We start from the raw sequence: 22341 nt of genomic DNA, 5'->3' as shown, positions 1-22341 counted from the left end.
TTTTACTAAAATATTTAGTCTATGACTTTGCCATTCCAGGAGGGCGCACCGGAAAATCCATACTATAAAGGGCGCGGAGCACAGATTAATCCCAAGAATAAATACCTGGCAGACGAATATGCGCAGGAGCATGCAGAAGGTATTGATGAATGGTGGCAGGCAGATGTACCTACCCAGGTGTTTGAAGAACATGCTAAAAACCTCGTCAATAAGGTGGATAGTCCCGATGTGGGAATGTGGTACTCCATGAATCCCTACCAGGGCTGCGAGCATGGTTGCATTTACTGTTATGCCCGTAACACCCACCAGTATTGGGGTTTGAGTGCGGGTTTGGATTTTGAGAGAAAGATTATTGTAAAACATAACGCCCCGGAACTGCTGCGCAGGTTCCTGGATAATAAGAAATGGGATCCCAAGCCGATTTCCCTTTCGGGGAATACGGACTGCTATCAGCCGGTAGAGCGTAAGATGTGGCTCACCCGGCAGCTGCTGGAAGTAGCGCTGGAATACAAACAGCCGGTAGGCATCATCACAAAAAACTCACTGGTATTGCGGGATCGTTACCTGTTACAGCAGCTGGCGCAGGAGAACCTGGTGTGTGTGTACCTGTCTGTGACCACCCTCCAGGAAGACCTGCGGCAAAAAATGGAACCCCGCACTGCCACGGCGGCGCAACGGCTGAAGGTAGTGAAGGAGCTGAGTGATCTTGGTATACCCGTTGGCGTTATGACAGCCCCGCTTATCCCCGGGCTCAATGACCATGAAATTCCCCGCCTGCTGGAAGCTGCGGCCGCCAATGGGGCTAAGTATGCAGGGTATACGGTGGTGAGGCTCAATGACGCGGTGAAGGTTATTTTCAACGACTGGCTTTATAAAAACTTCCCTGACCGGGCGGATAAAGTATGGCATCATATAGAAAGTATGCACGGTGGAAAGGTGAATGACAGCGATTTTGGGCGGAGAATGAGGGGAGAAGGTAATATCGCAGACCTGATAAAGCAGCAGTTTAAAATTCACACAAAGAAGAACGGTTTGAATCAGGAACGCTTTGAATTCAATACAGCAGCCTTCCGCCGGCCCAATTCACAATTAAGTCTGTTCTGATAATCAATGATATTTGGTTGCACTTTAAACTAATTGTTAAGTCTAGGAAAAAAGTAGGGTGTTTTTTTGTGTAATAAAAAAAATAAAAATTACCTTTGCTTCAAGAACAAAAATAACTGTGCAACTTATATCAACATACGAGATTTCAGCGATGGCCTGCCAACACAAGCAGGTCAAGGCCGGAATGCGGGCATGTTGCACCGATTGTTAACGATAGAAAAAGTTATCAAACGATATAAACAAGAGTCCCGCACTAGAGAAAAGTGTGGGACTTTTTGCTTTTGAAGCAGTAATGAAATGACGACATTGAAAGAATTTCAAGCGATAACTGTAATGCAAAAAAAATACACCTCATGGTGTAAACGGAATGGTCTTGCCTTAAAAAGGCCATACGGACAAGGTATGCGGTAATGTGAGATAACCATCTACATTATTTATCCCGGTCCGTAAATACGGCCGGGTTTTTTTGTGGCCAAATCCGGCATAAAAATGGCAAACAAAATATTTATTCAAAGATGTTATGCGCTAACCCGTTTGATTAGCAAAAAAGTAAAGTGCATAATCCCAAAAACGTTAGATGATGAGAAACGTTATTCAAGTTGTAAGAGAGGCCTTACTCACCAATTTCAGGGAGTTGGATCAGTGGTTTGAAAAAGAACCGGCATTACTGGACTTCAAACCAGACCGTGATCAATGGAGCATACGGGAAGTATTGGAGCATATTACGCTCACCAATTACTTTTTGCTGCTGATCATCAATAAGAGTACCCGCCGTGCGCTGGAACGTAAGAAAACCGGCCACTCCGTGATACTCCCGGCAGATTATGCCAATAAATTAGAACAGATAGACGTCATCGGCAGCAAATCCTTTGGTTGGGTAAGACCCGAACATATGGAACCTACCGGACTTAAAAATATGCAGGAAGTAAAAGCCCTCCTGAAGCAACAGTATGCACAGTGCATGTACAACCTGTCTTTACTGAAAAACGGCGAAGGGGTGCTGGTATTTACCAATATGTCTGTGAATCAGCTGGGTAAGCTGGATATCTATCAGTACATCTATTTCCTCACCAAGCATATTGAGCGGCATATCCGCCAGATGCAGCGCCTTCAGAAGGAGTTCGAAGAAAGCGCGGTGTTAATATAACTTAGGTCGACCACCACCATCTGTTTTTGTTAATCCTGATCATAACTACAGCCGGAAGTCTTATCACTTCCGGCTTTTTAGTGCTCTTGTATTTTGCACACCTGCTCCAGGTCATAGATGCAGCCGCGGATTTTGAAAATCAGAAAGTGTTGTTTAAGAAAGCATAAATAAAATAGTTGAAAATATTTTGTTAAAAATTTGCAAATTCAAAATATATCCTGTTATCTTTGCATCGTTAAAATTGATAATAAAACAAATTGATAAACATGAAACGCATTAATCTACATATGGACAACGCAACATCCTGCCTCGGGCAAGATGGCCGCGGATTCCGGGCGTTTTATGGTTACAGGTAGATAAAAAATATTTGTAAGTATAACAGAAGCCCGGGTCTTTGGATCCGGGCTTTTTTGTTATCGATTTATTGAAATGATGAGTTTACCGGAAATAACAGAACGGATTCAAATCCGCCGCAGCAAATGGTTTAGAGATAGCATTAATTCAATTAATGCTAAACGGACGAGGTATGTCTTAACGTAGTGTATGCGTTAACGTTATATGACCCGGTCCGTTTTAAACAGACCGGGTTTTTTTATGCGGCAGTATAAAGATTATTTGAGGAGGTATATAAAAAACAGGCAGGCGGAGTAATCCTGCTCCGCTTTCATCTCCTTTTTAAGATATTTTTTTTCGTCTCTGTTTGCATTTTTAACCCCTTATCATCAGGTTATCAGAAGGATAACCTGTAATTTACCCCATGATAAATACGATTTACCCGGGACCGGCCTGGTTCCGGGAAATCTTTATCATCAGGAGGCAATCACATTAAAGAGATCAAGAAATATGGAGCATATAGTTAATAATAACATCGATATAACAGACGGCGAACATTTTGCCCCGAAGGGAGTATATACTGTTAATTTTAATGCTATTCCCGATATCAATAACATTTATGAAGTAGATGGTGATAAAGCCGCCGCTGCTTTTGCGAAGAAATATGAAAGTATGATTGTGCATACACACCGCTATACTGATTACGATAATAAAAAGAAAAAGTATAAACATAACCAGACGCTGTTTGTACTGAATAATAACAGCGTGGTGGCGTTCTGGCAATCGTGGTGTGAGATATTGCACAACGGCACTATTCCTGCATTTGTATCTGAAGTAACGGAAATGGCTACACGATATAAAGAGAAACAACGCAGGGAGCCGCATGAAATTAACCTGATCACCAGCGGACGTAAAGGACTGGAGCTTAAAAGCCTGGAAATAAAACGCACCAAGCTGGATATAGGTAAGTTTTATGAAGATGATTTTAAGGAGATAGATAAGGTGATACAACAGCGGCTGAAGAAGGATAAAGACAAGGGGATCGTGTTGCTGCATGGCTTACCGGGAACAGGTAAAACTACCTACCTGCGTTACCTGATAGGCCGGATAAAAAAGCGCGTGCTTTTTGTTTCACCGGACCTGGCGAACAACATTATGAATCCGGAGTTCATGGAATTGCTGATCGATAATCCCAATTGCGTGGTGATCATTGAAGATGCCGAAAATGTAATTATGGATCGTAAGTTTTCCGGAAACTCCTCCGTTTCCAACCTGCTGAACCTGTCGGATGGATTGCTGGCAGATTGTTTGAATATACAACTGGTATGTTCTTTCAACAGTGATTTATCCGCTATTGACAGCGCCTTGCTACGCAAAGGCAGGCTGATCGCAAAGTATGAGTTCAAACGCTTGTCTGCCGCTAAAGCACAGGCGTTATCAAAACACATGGGCTTTGATACGGTGATCAACAAGGCGATGACCATTGCAGAAATTGCAAATCAGCATGAGCCTTCTTTTGAAACCAGGCAACATGTGATCGGGTTCAGGCGGGAAATGCTGGAAGAGATCGCGTAATATTATTTATTCATCTTAAAAAAATTAATAAAAATGAAAAGAAATCAATTGTCCATATATATCAGCAGCGTAAACAATATTGAAAATTTAATTACTGATTATGGACAATCAGGAGATCGAAAATTATATGGCTGCCTCACGGATAAGAACGTGCAGGCGCAGAAAGCGCGATGCGCGTAAACAATACGACAAACAACTACTGCAATACAACAGAAAGAAAAAGGAATTGTGGCAGGCATGGAATCGGCGGGGCTATACGGAGCTGGATCCACCGGTAATGAAAGGTTACAAGCGTTACTTTGTTTTACGGGGGGACGTGGCCAGAAGCCGGGATGGTGAATTTTTCCAGGAGCTGTTAAAAAAAATCAATACGTATGATTATAGTCACCGTAAAGATTTTAAGGTTAAAAAACGAAGGAGAGGGAGAAAGATACATGTGCTGAGAGAACAACAATTGTTGCAACCTGTGGATTATCATTTTAAGAAAATGAAACTCACCCCAAAAGAGAGGAATTGTTTTGAAGAACGGGTACGTTATTGTAAAAACGGTATTGATCAGATTAAGTATTTTGTTGTAAAAGAACCCTGGAGATTTGTATTACAGGTGCGTCCCAATATGATCACCAAACAGCGGGTAACGGCGCCGGAGCTGCGTTCTGAGATAGATCAGCTGGATAATTTCCTGAAGCGGAATCAGCTGGAACCTAAGATCTGGAGCCTTACCAGGAGCAGGCAGTCCGGCTGGAGAAAATGGTTACCGGAGTATAAGATAAAATATCAATTTAAGCAGTATACCCTGCAGCAGCTGCTGCAGGAAGAATGGTACGAATAAAATTAACCCTTTATGTCAAGTTTAAAAATCAATGGTAAAAAATTACTGGAGATAGGTTACCCCCAAAGCCCTGTTTTTCGTATAGCTATGGATGTTATAGAAAAACATTACGGACACTATACAGAAGAAGAGGCAATTGCATTGTTAACCAAAGTGCTGGCGGATCCTGCCGCATATGCAGATGACGCCATACTGGGCGAAATAGCACAGGAACTGTTGGTTCCTGCTGCGCCGGCAGTGATTGCCTTGCGTGAAACGCCCGTGCCTTATTCCGTTTACGGAGAATCATATATAGAAGAAGGCGCGGTGAAGCAGTTGAATAACGCTGTTCGTTTACCCGTTGCCGTTGCTGGTTCCTTAATGCCGGATGCCCACCAGGGATATGGATTACCGATAGGCGGTGTATTGGCCGCAGATAACGCGGTGATACCATACGGCGTAGGCGTGGATATTGGTTGCCGTATGTGTTTGAGCGTACTGGATTTGCCGGTGCAAACGTTGTTAATGAACGAAACGTCGTATACAAAGCAGCTGATGACCTTCACCAAATTCGGCGCCGGTGCGGAGTGGAAGAAACGGGAGGCGGACCCGGTGCTGGAGAGAAGTGAATTTAAGGAGATAAAGTTTGTTAGGAACCTGTTTGATAAGGCGGCGGGTCAGCTTGGAACATCCGGTTCCGGCAACCATTTCGTGGAATGGGGAATTGCAACGATTACTGATCCGCAGAATGAATGGCAGCTGGCGCCCGGTGAGTATGTGGCATTACTATCCCACTCCGGTTCGCGCGGAATGGGTGCGCAGATAGCAGGGCATTATACGCAGCTTGCAAAAGAGATCTGCCCGTTACCGGAACATGCAAAGCACCTGGCTTACCTGGATCTGGATACGGAGGAAGGGCAGGAGTACTGGCTGGCGATGAACCTGGCGGGTGACTATGCGTCTGCCTGTCACCACCTGATTCACAAACGGCTGATTAATGCGATGGGCGCTACTTTACTGGCAAGGGTGGAGAATCATCATAATTTTGCCTGGAAAGAAATGTACCAGGGGAAAGAAGTGATTGTACACCGGAAAGGGGCAACACCGGCAGGAAAGGGAGTACTGGGGATAATCCCCGGATCCATGACAGCGCCGGGATTCATTGTGCGTGGAAAGGGTGAAGAGGGTAGTTTACAATCGGCTTCGCATGGCGCCGGAAGATTAATGTCGCGTACGAAGGCAAAGTCATCTATCACTAACGAAGTGTTGAAGCAGCAGTTACTTGAACATGGTGTAACACTGATTGGAGGTGGATTAGACGAAGCGCCAGGTGCGTATAAAAATATTGATACGGTAATGGCGGCGCAAACAGCGCTGGTGGAAGTGATTGGTCAGTTTGTGCCCAAAGTGGTGCGGATGGCTGATGGCGGACCTCCGGAAGACTGATAAAAATATATGCAATGAAGCGAAGGCGGATAACGGCGAAAGTTGTTTCCGCCTTTCGTTTTTATTAGTCTATTAAAATAGTAGGATAATTAAATTTTATTCCTTATCATTGTGGTAATTTACCACCACCAGTTTTTACCAGTAAACCTATGCATGGGCTGGCACCGTGTATTAGCCTATGTCTTACTATTTGGATTTCCGGATTTTAAATTATATCAAGTGCATTTAAACTACCTGGCATTGGCAGTTCCTTTTTTCCTGACTTTTATTGGGTTAGAATACCTGGTGGCGCGAAAAAACGGAAAGACTTATTTCAAGTTTAATGATTCTATTACCAACCTGAGTGTGGGTATTGCAGAGCGCTTACTGGATATGTTTACAGTAGGTCTTTTTTATTTTGTATACGACTACCTGTATCGTCATTTTGCCATTTTTGATATTAAATCCAGTGTATTGTTATGGGTGGCGTTGCTGATCTGTACGGATTTTATCTGGTACTGGTATCACCGGCTGGCGCATGAAGTGACCGTGTTCTGGTGTGCGCATGTGGTGCATCATCAGAGTGAGGAGTTCAATTACACGGTATCTGCGAGGATTACGGTGTTCCAGGCTTTCATACGTACCGGTTTCTGGGCTATACTTCCGGTGATCGGATTTCCTCCTGCCATGATTACCAGTATGCTGCTGGTGCATGGGTTGTATCCTTTTTTTATTCACACGCGCACTATTGGCAAGCTGGGGATACTGGAATATATATTGGTAACGCCTTCGCATCACCGGGTGCATCATGCGAGCAATCCGCAATACCTTGATAAGAATTACGGGGATGTATTTATAATATGGGATAAATTATTTGGCACTTTTGTAAAGGAAGAAGAGGAGCCGGTGTATGGTTTAACCAAGCCATTGGAAAGTAATAGCTTTTTATGGCAGCATTTCCACTTTATCCTGGAGATGTTGTATTCTGCCCGGCAGGCGAAAGGCTGGAGGAATAAGTTGCGGATCGTTTTTGGCAAACCGGATAATGTAGATCCCGGGGCGCGGAAGATCCTGGAAGAAAAGTTCCTGCTGCGTAATCCTCATATCACGGAAGCGCCCAAATTGTTTAATTATGTGTTGTGGCAGATTGTGGCCACGTTGATTGTATTGTTTTCCTTCCTGCTGCTGGAGCATTATGTGCCGGTATTTATACAGGTATGCGTAACCCTGCTGATCCTGCTTACGCTGATCAACTGTGGAGCAATTATGGAGCAGAAGAAATGGGTCTTTTACCTGGAGTATGCCCGTTACCTGGTATTTTGCCTGGCGGGCTATTATGTTTGGCCTCATCCTGCATTTCTCTGTGCAGCTGCTATTATAATGATTACTGCTTTTTATTTCCAGTCGCACCTTAAAGAGCATTATCTGCGCCTGGTGTATGGTTATCCCCGTTCATAGCAGTGCTGTTCCGGCGTTTTGGCTGGATAGCTGTGTGCTGGGATTTCCGGTACTGGTAGGGGATTATTGCCTGGGGACCTGTGATTTGAGAATTTTCCGGGCGAAGTGTATTCTGCTTTTGATGGTGCCCAGTGGTTCTTTCAGCATATTGGCAATTTCGAAGTATTTGTAACCCTCGTAGTAAAGCATAAATGGCTTCTTGAAGATGCCCGGCAGATGGTAGACTGCCACATGGATATCTTTCATTTGTAAGTTAGAGGCCGCTTTATTGCTGACTATATTCTGGTGGTGGTTTATAAAGAATTCGCTGGCGCTGGGTTCTGCGACGGTGCGATGTTTCAATTTTTTCCGGTAATGATTTATAAAGATATTCCGCATAATGGTGAATAGCCAGGCGCGGATATTTGTGCCTTCCAGGTATTTTTCCCGGTTGGACAGGGCTCTGAAAAGGGTTTCCTGATAAAGATCTTTTGCCTGTTCGGCATCTTTGGTGAGTGTAAAAGCAAAGGGTTTCAGGAAATCAGCGTTTCCGACAAGCAAGGTGTTAAATTCAACAGACGACATAATGTTTAAGTTTTGCCTTAACTAATTTAAACAAAAAAGGGGGTAAAAGACGTTTTCTAAGGATGCCTTGGGGGCAGTTAATACATGATTTTTTTCCGTTATTTTAATTGATTCTCAAGCAATTCGTCTTATGCCAGTACTTAGATCGGTAAAACAGGTGGTAGTTTAAGTTGTGATCCAAATTTTCTAAAACAGGTAAATACAGGTGACTCTCTATATACATTAACGTAAAGGAGAGAAAAAAAGATTGGGTTATTGTATTAATAATATTCACATATTATAAATAACTTAAAATTAAGGGCCAGGTGATATTTGGATGCATATTTGCGTAAGGGTGAGTCCAACACCCGGAAAGATGTTTAAACGTATATCAGACAGCTCATAAGGTTTTCAGGTTAAAAGTGTTAGGAACTAACATTTATATGTTATTTTTAATAGATTTGCACCTTATTTGGCCGGCGCCGGATAAGATTGTTTCCAAAAAAGGTATTCGAGAAAGTTTAGATCCTATTATACATGTTAAGAAAAATACTGTTGGTCCAACTGTTCCTGTTTGTAGGGTTTTGTGTAATGGCACAGGTACCGTCCCCAGCTCAGATAAAGCAAGTAAACGTAGATAATTTATCAGATGATCAGATCAGGCGGATTGTTGCTGAGATGAAACAGAACAATCTGGGAATGGATGATATAGATTCCTATGCGGAAGAGAAAGGTATTCCGTCAAGTGAGGCGGAAAAGTTGAAGAGCCGGATACAGATGCTTGGGTTGGATAAAACATTGGATAAAAAGAAAAGTACAGAGATCTTTCAGCAGGATAACCAATATTCAGGAAGATCATTCAATGATTCGGATACAAGTAAGGTTGATTTATTCAGGCAAAATGTAAGTCCCTCGGACATTAAACGAAGGAAGATATTTGGCGCTGAATTATTTACAAATAAGAACCTGACGTTTGAACCCAACCTGCGAATACCTACTCCCTCCAACTATAAATTGGCTGCAGATGATCAGGTAATGATTGATGTGTATGGTTATTCAGAAGTGCAATATAAGTTGACCGTGACTTCGGAAGGGTACATCAGAATCCCTAATCTTGGGCCTGTTTATGTGAACGGCTTGACTATGGACGAAGCTAAGAATAGAATTACCAAGCAATTGTCTACTATTTATTCAACTATATCAAGCGGTAAAACATTTGTACAGATTTCTTTAGGGGATATCCGTAGTATCCGTGTTTTGCTGATAGGCGAAATTTATCAGCCAGGTTCATATACATTGCCATCTCTGGCAACAGTGGCCAATGCGCTGTATGTATCCGGCGGCCCAGATGAAAATGGCTCATTCCGGAATATACAAGTGATCCGCAACGGACAGGTGATTACGACTTTTGACTTGTATGATTTTATCGCTAAAGGAGATCTGGCGAATAATATTGTTTTACAGGATCAAGATATTGTGAAAGTAAATCCCTACAAAACCAGGGTTGAGTTGTTAGGAGAAGTGAAGCGTCCGGCAATTTTTGAAGCGAAGGACAATGAAACATTGCAGAACATTCTTGACTATGCGGGTGGCTACACAGATGGATCATTTAAAGAAAATATTACAGGTTATCGTATTAATAATAAGGAACGGGAAGTAATTAACGTACCAGCTGATCAGATTGCTTCTTTTAAGCTTAAATCCGGTGACCAGTTCTTTGTTGATTCTATCTTAAACCGCTTCAGCAATCGTGTCACAATCAGTGGGGCTGTTTTTCATCCTGGGAATTATGGGCTTGAGCCTGGCATGACACTTTCAGATCTGATTAAAAAGGCAGATGGTGTTAGAGAGGAAGCATCATTGAATCGGGGTATTATCCGTCGTTTACAGGATGACTTCACACCGGCTATTATAAGTTTTAATGTGCAGGATGTGATTAATGGTAGAGCAAATATTCCTGTTAAGAAGGAAGATAGTGTGATTATATTTTCTAAACTGGATCTAAGACAACAGTATTCAGTATTGATTGGTGGTGAGGTCAACAAACCTGGTTCCTTTCCATTTGCTGATAGCATGCGCCTGGAAGACTTGGTGTTACTGGCCGGGGGGCTTAAAGATGCTGCATCGTTGAAACATGTAGAAGTGTCCCGACGGATCAGAAAAGGAGAGTATAACAGTAAAGACAGTTCAAGGGCAATTATCAGACAATTTGATATTAGCGCGGATCTGAGCAGCATTGTAGGAGAACAAGTGGCATTGGAACCCTTTGACGAGGTGGTTATTCGTAAATCTCCGGCGTACAGTGAGCAGGCAAATATTTCTATTGAGGGTGAAGTGGTATATCCCGGACAATACACTATTGTGAGTAAAGGGGAACATATTTCGGATCTGATAAAAAGGTCAGGGGGGCTTAGGCCTGAGGCTTTTCCGGAAGGAGCAGTATTGCTTCGCAAAACTTATATCAGTAGTGCTGACAGCGCCTTGCTCAACAATAAGTTAGAGTTGTTTTACAGTAAGTTGGAAGATAGTTCAAGTATTACCAGTGTTAAAAATATGATGGAACGCAAATATCAGTTGCTTGGAATTAATTTGGATGACGTTGTGAAGAAACCAGGATCGAAGTACGATATTCTGCTAGAGGAGGGAGATGTATTGAAAATACCAAAGAAATTGCAGACAGTGCAGATGTTTGGTGAAATTTATTTCCCCAAAAAGATTCGCTATGATAATGGATATGCTTTCCGGGATTATATAAGAGGGGCTGGGGGATATACAGCTTCTGCATTGAAGAGACGCAGTTATGTTGTATATGCTAACGGGGAGGTAAAAAGTACAAGGAAGATATTCTTCTTTAATAAATACCCCAAAGTGAAACCAGGTGCAGAAGTATATGTGCCATCAAAGAAAGATAGGAAGGGACTCACAGGTGGTGAAGCGATCGGCTTGGCCAGCGGTCTGGCTTCCATAGCGCTGATAATTGTTACTATTCTGAATAAATTGTAAGGGTTAATAATTTATACATTCATGGAACCATCTAAGGGCAATCCTCATAGTGAAATGCAGAATAATGAGATTTCATTAAAGGAATTGATCATTAAGTTACAGCAATTATTTAAGATTCTCTGGAGGAAAAAATTGGTAATAATAATAGCTGTAGTTATAGGTGGCTTGTTGGGATTAGGGGCATCGCTTCTCTCAGATGAAACTTATGTAGCTGAGTTGACTTTTGTTCTGGAAGCAAATAATGATAGTCCTTTTAGTGCATATGCAAGTCTTGCTGGTCAATTCGGAATTGATCTGGGAGGTAAAAGTGAGAGCAGTATATTTGAAGGGGATAACATAATGGAGTTTCTTAAATCAAGGCTAATCGTTGAAAAGGCATTATTATCCCCGGTAGCTGTATCTGGAGAAAAGGTAACGCTGGCCGAATGCTATATTAAATTTAAAAAACTTCGGAAGAAATGGGCAGGAAGAAAAGATAAGTTTGATGTAAAATATCCGGTTGGTCAAGATCGGAAAGCTTTTTCGTTAGCCCAGGATAGCATATTAAACGTTATGCAGGATGACCTGGTTAGACATTACCTCGTAATAGATAAGGTAGATAAGAAACTGAGTTTTATTGAAGTAAAGCTGAAATCGCCTATGGAAGAATTTTCTAAAGGTTTCACTGAAACCCTGGTGAGAGAAGCTATAGAATTTTATACGGATACCAAAACGATGCGGACTAAAACCAATGTACAAAGGCTTCAGACGCAGGCAGATTCTCTTAAACTGTTATTGAATCGTAAAACCTATGATGCTGCGGCCATTCAGGATTTTAATCTGAATCCAGCGAAGGTAGTGGCGGGGGTTGGTGCCGAAATTGGTATGCGTGACAAAATGGTATTACAGGCAATGTATCTTGAAATTGCCAAAAATCTTGAAATTAGTAAGATTGCTATGGAAAGAGAAACTCCTGTCATACAGATCGTTGACAGCCCTATTTTGCCACTTGTTATAGAGAAACTGGGAAAAATTAAAGGGATTGTAATCGGTGGAATGCTTCTTGGGTTCATTGCTACTATGGTAGTATTGCTGCGTAGTTTTTGGGCTGAGGTAATGAAAGGTGAGTAGTCTATAATAGCTAATTAGAAGATAGCGCGGTTGGGAATTCGAATATGGATATGAATTGTAGATATTTTTTTTATTAAGCTGAATTCTTTTAAAGAACTAACAATGAATAAAGTTAAAATATTGGATTGCACTTTGCGTGATGGAGGATATTACACAAATTGGGATTTTGATAAATCTCTGCTTGATGTCTATTTTAAAAGCGTCGAAAAGCTTCCAATTGATGTAGTGGAGGTAGGTTATAGAAGTTTACCTCAGACCCATTATTTGGGTGAGTTTTTTTATTGTCCGCAATTTATTCTTAATGATATTCGTAAATCTCTGCCTTCCAAGAAAATAGCAGTGATGCTAAATGAAAGAGATAACGCTCCTGAAAATGTTGCATCCTTATTAGGGCATTTAAAGGAAAGTATTGATATAGTGAGGATGGCTGTTGATCCAGTTAGATTTGATTCTGGCTTGAAGCTGGCTGAAGAAATTAAGAAGCTGGGTTTTGAAGTAGGCTTCAATCTCATGTATATGTCTAAGGTTATGAAATCTCCGGATGTTTTTGCGAAGTTCCCTTCAATGAATGGTCTTGTTGATTACTTTAGTCTGGTTGATTCCTACGGCGGTGTGTATCCTGAGGAAGTACGTTCGGCGGTAGAAAAATGTAAAGAAGTATTAAGTATGCCTGTTGGTTTTCATGGTCATAATAATGTGGAAATGGCTTTGATTAATTCTTTAACAGCGATAGAAGCCGGTGCTGATATGATAGATGCTACAATTAGTGGAATGGGGAGAGGTGCCGGCAATCTAAAAACAGAATTATTGTTGACCGTTTTGAATGCCCAGAAAAAGCTTTCTATTGACTATAATGCTTTGAGCGATGTAGTTTCGGCATTTGCCGCTTATCAGAAGAAATACGAATGGGGGACTAATTTACCTTATATGGTTTCTGGAGCTAATTCTCTTCCTCAGAAAGATGTTATGGAGTGGGTTGGCAAAAATAGATATTCCATCAGCACTATTGTTAATGCCTTGAATAATCAGAAGGAAAATGTAATGGATAATCTTCAATTACCTTCATTCGAGCCCACAAAAGGAAAGCATACAAAGGCTATTATTATTGGGGGCGGTAAATCAGCTGTAGAGCATGCCAGAGCTGTGAAAGCGTTACTAGAAAACAGCAATGATGAGTATTGTGTCATCCATTCAAGTACGAGAAATGCAAAGTGGTATGAGGATATTGAAGCAACTCAGTTTTATTGCCTCATAGGTAATGAGGGCCATCGCCTTTCCAGTTTATTTGATAATCTGAAAGCTTTAAGTGTTTCATGTATACTACCTCCGTTTCCGAGGAGAATGGGAACCTATGTGCCTGAGGATGTTGTGAAAAATTCATTTGAGCTGCAGAAAATCACCTTTATAGATAAGCATCATGATTCTCCGTTGACTGTTTCTATTCAAACTGCAATAGATATGGGAATAGATGAATTATATTTTGTTGGATTTGATGGTTACAGATCAGGGAGTGGTATCGATGATATTATTAATGCTACTCAATATGAACTGGCACAAGAGAATCAGTATATATTTGACAGGGCTTTAGCGTTGAATTTAAAGGCTGTACAGGCACTTACTCCGACAAAATATAAGGGTCTTTCCCAGTCTTCAATATTTTCTTATCTAGATTAATTTTAAAATGAAAATAATTGGTGTCATTCCTGCTAGGTTTCGATCCAGCAGATTCCCGGGTAAACCATTGGTGGAGATTTTAAACAAACCAATGATCATACATGTCGCTGAAATAGTAGAAAAAGCGCTTGGAAAGCAAAATACTTTTATAGCAACAGATGATGAACAGATAAAAAGCAAAGTAGAGGAATATGGCTTTCAGGTGGTAATGACACCCTCTGATTGTTTAACAGGAACTGACAGGGTATGGGAAGTGGCTAAACTTATCAAAGCTGATATTTATATTAATGTTCAAGGTGATGAGCCAATGTTGAACCCTGATGATATTAAACAGATAGCTGCAGTAAAGGCGCAGTACCCAGACAAAATCATCAATGGAATGTTCCCGATTGATTTACAGGAAGATCCTCAGAACGTTAATATTCCTAAAGTACTTGCGAATAAGAATGATGACCTGGTCTATATGTCCAGATTAGCAATTCCGGGAATTAAAGAGAAAGGAGATCAGTATCCTATCTACTTTAAGCAAGTTTGTATTTATGCGTTTAACTATAAAGAACTTGAAGCATTTGGGAATTGTAAAGAAAAGGCTGAGTTTGAAAAATATGAGGATATTGAAATTCTTCGTTTTTTTGATTTGGGAATACCAATTAAGATGGTAAGGACTTCAAGAACATCTTTGGCTGTCGATATCCCAGATGATGTGAAACGGGTTGAAGAAGCTATGCGTAATAAAAATTAATACAATTCATTAATACATTCCCTATACCACTTTAAGCCTTAATGCATGCTTTTTTATACTCGAGTTCAGACCCAATTTGCATTCACGGCAATCGTGACTTGTCTGATTTTTATTTTACTTGGATGCAAAAAAGAAGATCCTTTGGAATCATACGATCCCTCAGTAAAGTCTGTCACTATCATTTATGATACACAGGATCCAATTTACAATAAAAAAGTATGGCAAGGGATTCCTACTATTGAATTGTTACCCAACAAAGAAATATGGACGGCATGGTATTCAGGGGGAAATGGAGAAGAGATCGGCAACTACATTGTTATGGCGAAAAGTATGGATGATGGAGTTACCTGGAAGAAAAATGTTGTTATCGTTCAACCCAATGCAGGATATAGGGTTTTTGATCCTTGTCTTTGGGTTGATAATGAGCACAACAAATTGCATTTGTACTGGGCTCAATGTTTTCGGAAGTCATGGGACGGCGTAGGTGGAGTGTGGAACATAGAAAGAGACGTGTCGGGCATAACGTGGTCCTCACCTAAACGATTGGCAAATGGCGTGATGATGAATAAACCTACTTTGATTAATAAAGAGGTAGTATATCCAATTGCGTATTGGAATAAGGTTTACGATTTCATGCAAGCTCCGCAGCATCCGGAAGAAGCCGGAGTTAATGTTTATCGGTCTCAATCCGATAGTTTGTTATTCATCGGGAAAATAGGGATTGATAAAACATACGAAGAAGTTTCAGAGCATCAGATTGTAGAACTTAAGGATGGTAGATTATGGGCGTTGATAAGAAGTAAAAGGGGAATTTATGAGTCGTATTCTGCCGATACGGGACGTACATGGGAGCAGGCCCAATTTTTTAAACGTTGTGGTCCGGCCGCTTGTAGTAGGTTTCATATCCGGAAATTAAGCTCTGGAAGATTAATTTTAATAATGAATAATAGTCGGGAAAGGACGAATTTGACAGCTTTTCTTTCGGCAGATGACGGAAAGACCTGGCCATATAAAATGTTAATTGATGACCGTAATGAAGTTTCATACCCAGATGCTTCGGAAGATAAAGATGGGACTATTTATGTGGTCTATGACCGTGAAAGATACAAAGCAAAGGAGATATTAATGGTGAAGCTTACCGAAAAGATGATTATAGATAGTTCGAATATTAGAAAACCACAAATAAAAAAAGTACTAATAGATAACTAATGAGTATAAAAAGCATTTTCTGGGATTTTGATGGGGTAATATTAGACTCAATGCACATTAGAGATGTTGGATTTATACGAATATTATCGGCATTTCCCCATAATGCAATAGATGAGTTAATCCGGTATCACCGAGAAAACGGAGGGTTATCCAGATATCATAAAATACGTTATTTTTTTGAACAAATTTTGGGTGAGCCAATTTCAGAAGAAGAGGTGAATAGGTATGCAGATGCGTTTTCAAATATTATGCGCGAAATGTTAGTTGATCCCGCCAACCTTATCCAGGATGCTAATTTATTTATAGCAAAGCATTACAAAGATTACGAATTTCATATCGTTTCTGGATCTGACCAGAATGAATTGCGCTTTTTATGTTCCAAGCTTAATCTGAGTCAATATTTTAAATCCATAAATGGCTCGCCAACCGTTAAGAATAAGTTGGTGGCTGAATTGTTGGGCGAGGTACCTTACTCTATAGATGAAATCTGTTTGATAGGAGATTCTCAAAACGATTTTGATGCGGCCAGTTTAAATGGTATCTCTTTTTGGGGATATAACAACCCCTCTTTGAAAGAAAAGGGCTATAATTATATTGAAAGTTTTTCTGAATTAAAGCACATTTGATGTCCTTACGAAAAGAAAGTATACTTTTATCTATAAGCAATGTATTCCAGGTATTAACAAGCTTATTATTTAGTATTTTCGTTGCCCGGTTGATTATTAATAAAGCTGATTTTGGACGTTATCAGCAGTTATTTGTATTAATAAACTTCCTGGCGGTTATCGCCTCAAGCATACCCAATGCATTGAGCTTTTTCTTTGGAAAGTATGTGAATACAGATCAGCATAAAGGAGCTTTCAAGCGATTCTTTATTTTTTTATCTCTGACTTCGATATCATTGGTCATTTTATTCCTTGCTCTTAACAAATGGTTGGCCCTGCGGTTGGATAATTCGTTTATGACCAACTACGTTCTAGTTATTGCAGGGATTGCTTTAGTGCGCTTATTATTTGTTTATTTTTCGAATTTTTGCTTATTGACCCATAATTTATATTACTATATCTGGAATAATGTCTTTTATCTGATATTCTGCATCTGCCTTTTAGTAATTGCTTTTTTTCTAAAATTTAATATTAAAGAGATTCTTTTAGGACAATTACTGGTCGATAGCATCAGGTTAATCTTTTTATTACCTAAGGTCGCGCCATTTCTCAAACTAAAGAACAATGTATTTCTTAAAAAGGAAGAATTCTCTTATCTCTATCCCTTGTGCCTGGTTGCTGTAATAAGTAATTTGTATCTCATTGTGGACAGAATTATGATATCAAGCATGTTAGGGCCTGGTGATTTTGCCGATTACCAGGTTGGTGCTTTTGTTTTTCCGTTTATTGGGATTATTACAGGGTCTGTAGTTACCGCTTTATTGCCAAGGATATCCAAGAATTATCATGAGGGCGATTTCAAACAAATAGTTGATAATCTTCAACGGGCCACGGAGAAAGTCACTTTTTTGTTGGTCCCAATATTTGTTTATTGTTTGGTTTTTGGCCAGGAGCTTATTACCTGGCTTTATTCAGATAAGTTTGCCTTTTCCGGCTATATTTTTCAAATTTATACCCTGCGCTTCTTCGGTACAGTAGTATTGTTTTCAATGATGATGAATGCAATTGGTCTGCAAATGTGGGTATTCATAAATACTACTATTAACTTAGTAATCAATTTCATTTTGAATTATTTTTTTATTTTAAAATGGGGGGTAATGGGAGCTGTTTACGCAGGGATATTAAGTACCTATCTTGGATATATTTTACCTGTAACTATTATGAATAGGAGGTTGAAAGTTTCATTGTTAGACTATTTCCCAATTAAAAGCTACCTAAAAACGATATTGATCTCCCTGGTGATCGCTGTTTCTTTTAAACTTATTTATAACCATTATGCTTTTGTAAAGATTTGGAGCATTTTTATTTCAATTATTTACTATTTTATTGTTGTATATCTTTTGGATAGAAAGCTGTTTAGTAATGATAGTTTAAAAAAAATTTTGAAACGAGATGGATCGTGATTCTTTTAAGCGCTATATAAAAATAAAGAGCTTACTTAAAGTTGATTTTAAAGGGTATAGTATAGATAAGATCGTAGCACTAGATCTTATCATGCTTGTTTATTCGGGAGTGAATTTCTCTTTTAAAAGTTGCCTGTTTGCATTTGTGAGGCTGGATTTTTCAATGATTAAAGAGCTCCCTTTAGCTAAAGTGCTCAGCACAATGGGGCGATATAACAGAAGAAAAGACTATTATGAAATATTCGAATTTATAAATAATAAACTGGGTGATGTATATCCAGTTGATTTAAACGACTGTAAATATAGCATATGTTTCAGCGGATATAATATAGTTAAAGCATATCGACTTATTTTTAAAACTCCCCTACCTTATTTAACAACAAAAGAAAAACTATTTCTTTTTGTGAGAGTTGTTCATTACTACAATTGCATCAATGCCTTGGAAAAGTTTTCTCTGGAAACTAAGTATGAAAGCTACCTCGCCTTTAGCAGTGTACACCCATATGAGGCGATTTTTACATCGTATTTTCAGAAAAGAAAAGTACCGACATATTCGTTACAGCACGGCTTATACTTTATTTTTCAGCGAGATATACCTATTGACGCGTTAGCCTATGAGAATTTTATTTCTGACTTCCATTTTTGCTGGGGAGCCTACACCAGGGACGAGTTTGTAAGTTATGGCATCGCAGCTGATAGATTACTGATCGGTGGATATCCGAGAAAGGCACATTTTGTAAGAAAATCTTCTCCTATAAAATGTAGCCGCTGTATTATTTTTTTAGCCCGCCATAAGTATGCTGAAAGCAATTTTAAGCTGATAAACATGCTTGAAGAGTATAAAAAAAAGAATAGAGAAGATAATGTCCAACTATACTTTAAACTGCATCCGACGCTGGATGCTTCGTTATATGAAGAAAAAGTTAAGGATGTGGGAGTTATTCTAATGGACAATCTAACGTTGACGGAATTGCTACAAAGTGATAAATTTGATTTTTCTCTGGCAATTAATACAGCTGCGTATTATGAGTCATATATATATGGTGTTCCTTCGTTGCGTTTTAGTGATGATTCCTTTGAAAACGGTATTGGAGTGAGAGATGATATATTTACTTCTGTTGAAGAGCTCAGTATGCAAATAAAAAATTTGCGGCAGATGGATAATCTGGATATTTATAATAATGAGGTAGAACAAAAGCTGGATTATATTATTGGATTGAATATTTCTAACTATCCTGTTATTTTCAACAATACAATTGTGGACCTGGGTTAACAATGCAATTATGAGATATTTAATCAGAATTATAGATCTTTTAAAAACAGTATTATATTATAAGTTTGTATTTAAGAGAATAGGTATTAAGTCTATAATTGGTAAACCTCTGAAAATTGATGGTGGGAATAATATAATTATAGGTGAAAGTGTTTATGTAGCAAAGGGCACCTGGCTGGCTGCACTGCCATTAACGGGAGAGAAGGAATGTGTCCTGGAAATTGGGGACGGTTCTAATATCGGACATTTCAATCATATTTATGCGACAAAAAAGATCATATTAGAAAGGAATGTTCTGACAGCAGATAAAGTATATATATCGGATAATTTACATGATTATGAAAATATACATCTGCCTGTGATGAAGCAGCGGATACGCCAGATAGGGGAAGTAATTATAGGAGAGGGTTCATGGTTGGGGGAGAACGTTTGTATATTAGGCGCCAAAATCGGTAAAAATTGTGTTATTGGTGCCAACGCTGTAGTAACCAAGGATATTCCAGATTTCAGTATTGTTGTTGGGGCACCTGCTTACATTATCAAGCGATATTGTTTTGAAACGAATAGTTGGAGAAAAACAGACAATAAAGGTTTTTTTATTTGATGAGCTTTTTATCTGTATTGTCAATTGAATTGTAAAATAGAATTTGATTATGAAGAACGTATTAATTACTGGTGGGGCAGGTTTTATTGGCTCTAACTTAGCTTTAAAGTTATTGAAGAAGGGCTTTACGATAACTGTTCTTGATAATTTATCTGAGCAAATACACGGGGTGAATCCAGAAAAGAACTCTCCTTTGCTCAGGAGTATAGAGAATAAGGTCACCTTTATTAAGGGTTGCGTCACTTCTCGAAATGACTGGATGGAAGCATTAAAGAATCAGGATGTAGTAGTTCACTTAGCAGCAGAAACTGGTACTGGTCAATCAATGTATGAAATTGAAAAGTATAACAGCGTGAATATTGGAGGTACTGCATTGATGTTGGACATATTAGCCAATACTAAGCATTCGGTAAAAAAAGTAGTGGTAGCTTCATCGCGGGCTATTTATGGAGAAGGCAGATATCTTGTACCTTCCACCGGGCAGTACGTATATCCGGAGGCTAGAATGGAGGAGCAGATGCTGAAAGGTGACTTTAACGTAAGTACCCATGGGATACATGAACTCTTGAAGTTGGTGCCTACAGATGAACAATCAAAAATTCACCCAACATCTGTGTATGGTATTACAAAGCAGGTGCAGGAGCAGATGGTAATGCTGGTGTGTAAATCCATTAATATAGCAGCCGTTGCATTCAGATATCAGAATGTTTACGGCCCTGGTCAATCATTATCCAATCCATATACTGGAATATTATCGATCTTTTCTTCTTTAATTAAAAGTGGTAAGTCTATAAATATTTTTGAAGATGGTGAAGAGAGCAGAGACTTTGTTTTTATTGATGATGTTGTAGATGCCACAATATTGGGTATTGAAATGGACGAAGCCAATAATGAGGTCTTTAATGTAGGTACTGGGGTTCCTATTAATGTTCTCACTGTTGTGAAAAGTTTGATTAATTGCTATGGCGCTTCCGTGGGCTATAAGGTGTCAGGTAATTTCAGATTAGGCGACATCAGGCATAACTATGCAGATCTTACTAAAATTGGCAGTAGGCTTGGTTTTCAGCCAAAAGTACAGTTTGAAGAGGGGATCAAAGAATTTGCCAATTGGGTGAACAAACAGAATGTGAGCTTGGGGGATAGTTACGAGCAATCCATAGATGAAATGAAAAATAAGGGAATGTATAAATGATTATGCAGGAGCAATACTTAAAAAACAAACGTATACTGTTTGTTGGCCAGATATTTTATGATTATCATACAAAGATTTTGGATGAATTAAAAAATCAGGGAGCAGAGGTTGATTTTTATGAAAACAAGTTTTTTCCTGAATATGAAAAATCATCATGGCTTGCCCGTAGTGTCAGGAAGTTTTTTTTGCCGAACAGGAAGAAGAAATACAATGATGAAATCATAAATTCAATTGGACTAAAAGAGTATGATTATTTTTTCTGTATTGGAGGGTTTTCTATTACCCCGGAATTGCTTACACATGTTAAGACTTTCAATAAGAAAATAATCTCTATAATATATTTTTGGGATTCGTTTTCAGTTTGGGATCATTCAAAACTTTTTTTGTTATTTGACCGCGCTTATTCTTTTGACCCGCTTGATTGTGATAAATGGGAGGCTTTAAAGTATTTGCCGTTATTTTACACTAACGAGTATACAGCAGTTGACAATAGCGCAGCAAATAAGGAGGATATAGACCTTCTTTATATTGGTTCGGTAGGTCTTGCATCAATGAATCGTTGCGACATTCTGTTAGACCTGGATCACTATTCGAGGCGGATGGAACTTCGTTCTTTTCTCAGACTATATTTTCAGGCAAACGATGCTACCAGGGGAAGAAAAGTACTTAACGCCATCAAGCGCTTGTTATTCCCTGGTTACAGAACACTTATTGCTAAAATCAATAAGTGTAAGAATGAAGCAGATTTTATTACAACTAGTGTTTTAGGGCGCGAAGAAGTAGCAGAATTGACAAATCGTGCTAAATGTGTCGTGGATATTCCTGTCCCTGGACAGGTTGGATTAACAATAAGGACCATTGAAACCCTCGCAAGGGGAAAAAAAGTTATAACTTCAAATGTGAATATTAAAAAAGAAAGTATATATAATAAAGAATATGTATATGTGCTTGAAGGGTCAGATTTTGAAGTAGATAGGGAATTTATATCTTCTGTTCCAACTCACAAGCTAGATATTGAAGATTTCCATATTACCAATTGGTTGAGAAGGATTTTTACCGATGTTAATTAA

Annotated in this window: 18 protein-coding genes; 17 read left to right on the top strand and 1 reads right to left on the bottom strand. The window is 39.4% G+C overall.

Features of this window, described 5'->3' with window-relative positions:
• Window positions 1–21 precede the first annotated feature (21 nt).
• The 6 genes from B5Z18_RS19475 to B5Z18_RS19450 all read left to right on the top strand — a co-directional run bounded on the left by B5Z18_RS19475 (window position 22) and on the right by B5Z18_RS19450 (window position 7853).
• Window positions 22–1104, top strand: coding sequence for a PA0069 family radical SAM protein (locus tag B5Z18_RS19475; protein WP_079471164.1), 1083 nt, complete (start codon window positions 22–24; stop codon window positions 1102–1104).
• A 580-nt stretch (window positions 1105–1684) separates the two neighbouring features.
• Entirely contained in the window at window positions 1685–2251 is a 567-nt protein-coding gene (locus B5Z18_RS19470; RefSeq protein WP_200817306.1) for a DinB family protein, read from the top strand.
• 843 nt (window positions 2252–3094) lie between these two features.
• A complete protein-coding gene (locus B5Z18_RS19465; RefSeq protein WP_079471162.1) occupies window positions 3095–4159 on the top strand; it encodes an AAA family ATPase in 1065 nt (354 codons plus the stop codon).
• 100 nt (window positions 4160–4259) lie between these two features.
• Complete coding sequence (locus B5Z18_RS19460; protein ID WP_079471161.1) at window positions 4260–4991, top strand: hypothetical protein; 732 nt, start codon at window positions 4260–4262, stop codon at window positions 4989–4991.
• A gap of 12 nt (window positions 4992–5003) precedes the next feature.
• On the top strand, window positions 5004–6416 hold the full coding sequence (locus tag B5Z18_RS19455; protein WP_079471160.1) for an RtcB family protein: 1413 nt from the start codon (window positions 5004–5006) through the stop codon (window positions 6414–6416).
• A 219-nt stretch (window positions 6417–6635) separates the two neighbouring features.
• Entirely contained in the window at window positions 6636–7853 is a 1218-nt protein-coding gene (locus B5Z18_RS19450) for a sterol desaturase family protein (protein WP_079471762.1), read from the top strand.
• A 63-nt stretch (window positions 7854–7916) separates the two neighbouring features.
• Here the strand turns inward: B5Z18_RS19450 and B5Z18_RS19445 are convergent, their stop codons facing one another.
• A complete protein-coding gene (locus B5Z18_RS19445; RefSeq protein ID WP_079471159.1) occupies window positions 7917–8417 on the bottom strand; it encodes an RNA polymerase sigma factor in 501 nt (166 codons plus the stop codon).
• A 516-nt stretch (window positions 8418–8933) separates the two neighbouring features.
• On the opposite strand from B5Z18_RS19445, the gene B5Z18_RS19440 reads away from it, so the two are divergent.
• The 11 genes from B5Z18_RS19440 (at window position 8934) to B5Z18_RS19390 (ending at window position 22341) form a co-directional block, all read left to right on the top strand.
• Complete coding sequence (locus tag B5Z18_RS19440) at window positions 8934–11399, top strand: SLBB domain-containing protein (protein WP_079471158.1); 2466 nt, start codon at window positions 8934–8936, stop codon at window positions 11397–11399.
• A gap of 21 nt (window positions 11400–11420) precedes the next feature.
• Window positions 11421–12509, top strand: a complete 1089-nt coding sequence (locus B5Z18_RS19435; RefSeq protein ID WP_079471157.1) for a Wzz/FepE/Etk N-terminal domain-containing protein — start codon at window positions 11421–11423, stop codon at window positions 12507–12509.
• A gap of 102 nt (window positions 12510–12611) precedes the next feature.
• On the top strand, window positions 12612–14183 hold the full coding sequence (locus B5Z18_RS19430) for an aldolase catalytic domain-containing protein (protein WP_079471156.1): 1572 nt from the start codon (window positions 12612–12614) through the stop codon (window positions 14181–14183).
• A 7-nt stretch (window positions 14184–14190) separates the two neighbouring features.
• The gene (locus B5Z18_RS19425) at window positions 14191–14925 is read left to right on the top strand and encodes a 3-deoxy-manno-octulosonate cytidylyltransferase (RefSeq protein ID WP_079471155.1); all 735 of its coding nucleotides are present in this window, start codon (window positions 14191–14193) and stop codon (window positions 14923–14925) included.
• A 45-nt stretch (window positions 14926–14970) separates the two neighbouring features.
• Window positions 14971–16134, top strand: coding sequence for a sialidase family protein (locus B5Z18_RS19420; RefSeq protein ID WP_079471154.1), 1164 nt, complete (start codon window positions 14971–14973; stop codon window positions 16132–16134).
• Window positions 16134–16760, top strand: coding sequence for an HAD family hydrolase (locus B5Z18_RS19415; protein ID WP_079471153.1), 627 nt, complete (start codon window positions 16134–16136; stop codon window positions 16758–16760). The genes B5Z18_RS19420 and B5Z18_RS19415 overlap by 1 nt, the downstream gene beginning before the upstream one ends.
• Window positions 16760–18202, top strand: coding sequence for a lipopolysaccharide biosynthesis protein (locus B5Z18_RS19410; RefSeq protein ID WP_079471152.1), 1443 nt, complete (start codon window positions 16760–16762; stop codon window positions 18200–18202). Before B5Z18_RS19415 ends, B5Z18_RS19410 begins: the two co-directional genes overlap by 1 nt.
• Entirely contained in the window at window positions 18192–19475 is a 1284-nt protein-coding gene (locus B5Z18_RS19405) for a hypothetical protein (RefSeq protein WP_079471151.1), read from the top strand. The genes B5Z18_RS19410 and B5Z18_RS19405 overlap by 11 nt, the downstream gene beginning before the upstream one ends.
• A gap of 10 nt (window positions 19476–19485) precedes the next feature.
• Complete coding sequence (locus B5Z18_RS33000) at window positions 19486–20079, top strand: acyltransferase (protein WP_143313647.1); 594 nt, start codon at window positions 19486–19488, stop codon at window positions 20077–20079.
• 49 nt (window positions 20080–20128) lie between these two features.
• Window positions 20129–21271, top strand: coding sequence for an NAD-dependent epimerase/dehydratase family protein (locus B5Z18_RS19395; RefSeq protein WP_079471150.1), 1143 nt, complete (start codon window positions 20129–20131; stop codon window positions 21269–21271).
• A complete protein-coding gene (locus B5Z18_RS19390) occupies window positions 21268–22341 on the top strand; it encodes a WaaS/CpsH family glycosyltransferase (RefSeq protein WP_079471149.1) in 1074 nt (357 codons plus the stop codon). The genes B5Z18_RS19395 and B5Z18_RS19390 overlap by 4 nt, the downstream gene beginning before the upstream one ends.

Source organism: Chitinophaga ginsengisegetis, assembly GCF_900168065.1.
GTDB lineage: Bacteria > Bacteroidota > Bacteroidia > Chitinophagales > Chitinophagaceae > Chitinophaga > Chitinophaga ginsengisegetis.
This window is presented reverse-complemented; position numbering and strand designations above follow the sequence as displayed.

Excerpts from the sequence above, each read along its gene's own strand:
- B5Z18_RS19440 (WP_079471158.1), top strand. The coding sequence starts at position 8,934 with ATGTTAAGAAAAATACTGTTGGTCCAACTGTTCCTGTTTGTAGGGTTT.
- B5Z18_RS19465 (WP_079471162.1), top strand. The coding sequence starts at position 3,095 with ATGGAGCATATAGTTAATAATAACATCGATATAACAGACGGCGAACAT.
- B5Z18_RS19455 (WP_079471160.1), top strand. The coding sequence starts at position 5,004 with ATGTCAAGTTTAAAAATCAATGGTAAAAAATTACTGGAGATAGGTTAC.
- B5Z18_RS19475 (WP_079471164.1), top strand. The coding sequence starts at position 22 with ATGACTTTGCCATTCCAGGAGGGCGCACCGGAAAATCCATACTATAAA.
- B5Z18_RS19430 (WP_079471156.1), top strand. The coding sequence starts at position 12,612 with ATGAATAAAGTTAAAATATTGGATTGCACTTTGCGTGATGGAGGATAT.
- B5Z18_RS19435 (WP_079471157.1), top strand. The coding sequence starts at position 11,421 with ATGGAACCATCTAAGGGCAATCCTCATAGTGAAATGCAGAATAATGAG.
- B5Z18_RS19445 (WP_079471159.1), bottom strand. The coding sequence starts at position 8,417 with ATGTCGTCTGTTGAATTTAACACCTTGCTTGTCGGAAACGCTGATTTC.
- B5Z18_RS19410 (WP_079471152.1), top strand. The coding sequence starts at position 16,760 with ATGTCCTTACGAAAAGAAAGTATACTTTTATCTATAAGCAATGTATTC.
- B5Z18_RS19425 (WP_079471155.1), top strand. The coding sequence starts at position 14,191 with ATGAAAATAATTGGTGTCATTCCTGCTAGGTTTCGATCCAGCAGATTC.
- B5Z18_RS19415 (WP_079471153.1), top strand. The coding sequence starts at position 16,134 with ATGAGTATAAAAAGCATTTTCTGGGATTTTGATGGGGTAATATTAGAC.
- B5Z18_RS19470 (WP_200817306.1), top strand. The coding sequence starts at position 1,685 with ATGAGAAACGTTATTCAAGTTGTAAGAGAGGCCTTACTCACCAATTTC.
- B5Z18_RS19405 (WP_079471151.1), top strand. The coding sequence starts at position 18,192 with ATGGATCGTGATTCTTTTAAGCGCTATATAAAAATAAAGAGCTTACTT.
- B5Z18_RS33000 (WP_143313647.1), top strand. The coding sequence starts at position 19,486 with ATGAGATATTTAATCAGAATTATAGATCTTTTAAAAACAGTATTATAT.
- B5Z18_RS19420 (WP_079471154.1), top strand. The coding sequence starts at position 14,971 with ATGCTTTTTTATACTCGAGTTCAGACCCAATTTGCATTCACGGCAATC.
- B5Z18_RS19395 (WP_079471150.1), top strand. The coding sequence starts at position 20,129 with ATGAAGAACGTATTAATTACTGGTGGGGCAGGTTTTATTGGCTCTAAC.
- B5Z18_RS19390 (WP_079471149.1), top strand. The coding sequence starts at position 21,268 with ATGATTATGCAGGAGCAATACTTAAAAAACAAACGTATACTGTTTGTT.
- B5Z18_RS19460 (WP_079471161.1), top strand. The coding sequence starts at position 4,260 with ATGGACAATCAGGAGATCGAAAATTATATGGCTGCCTCACGGATAAGA.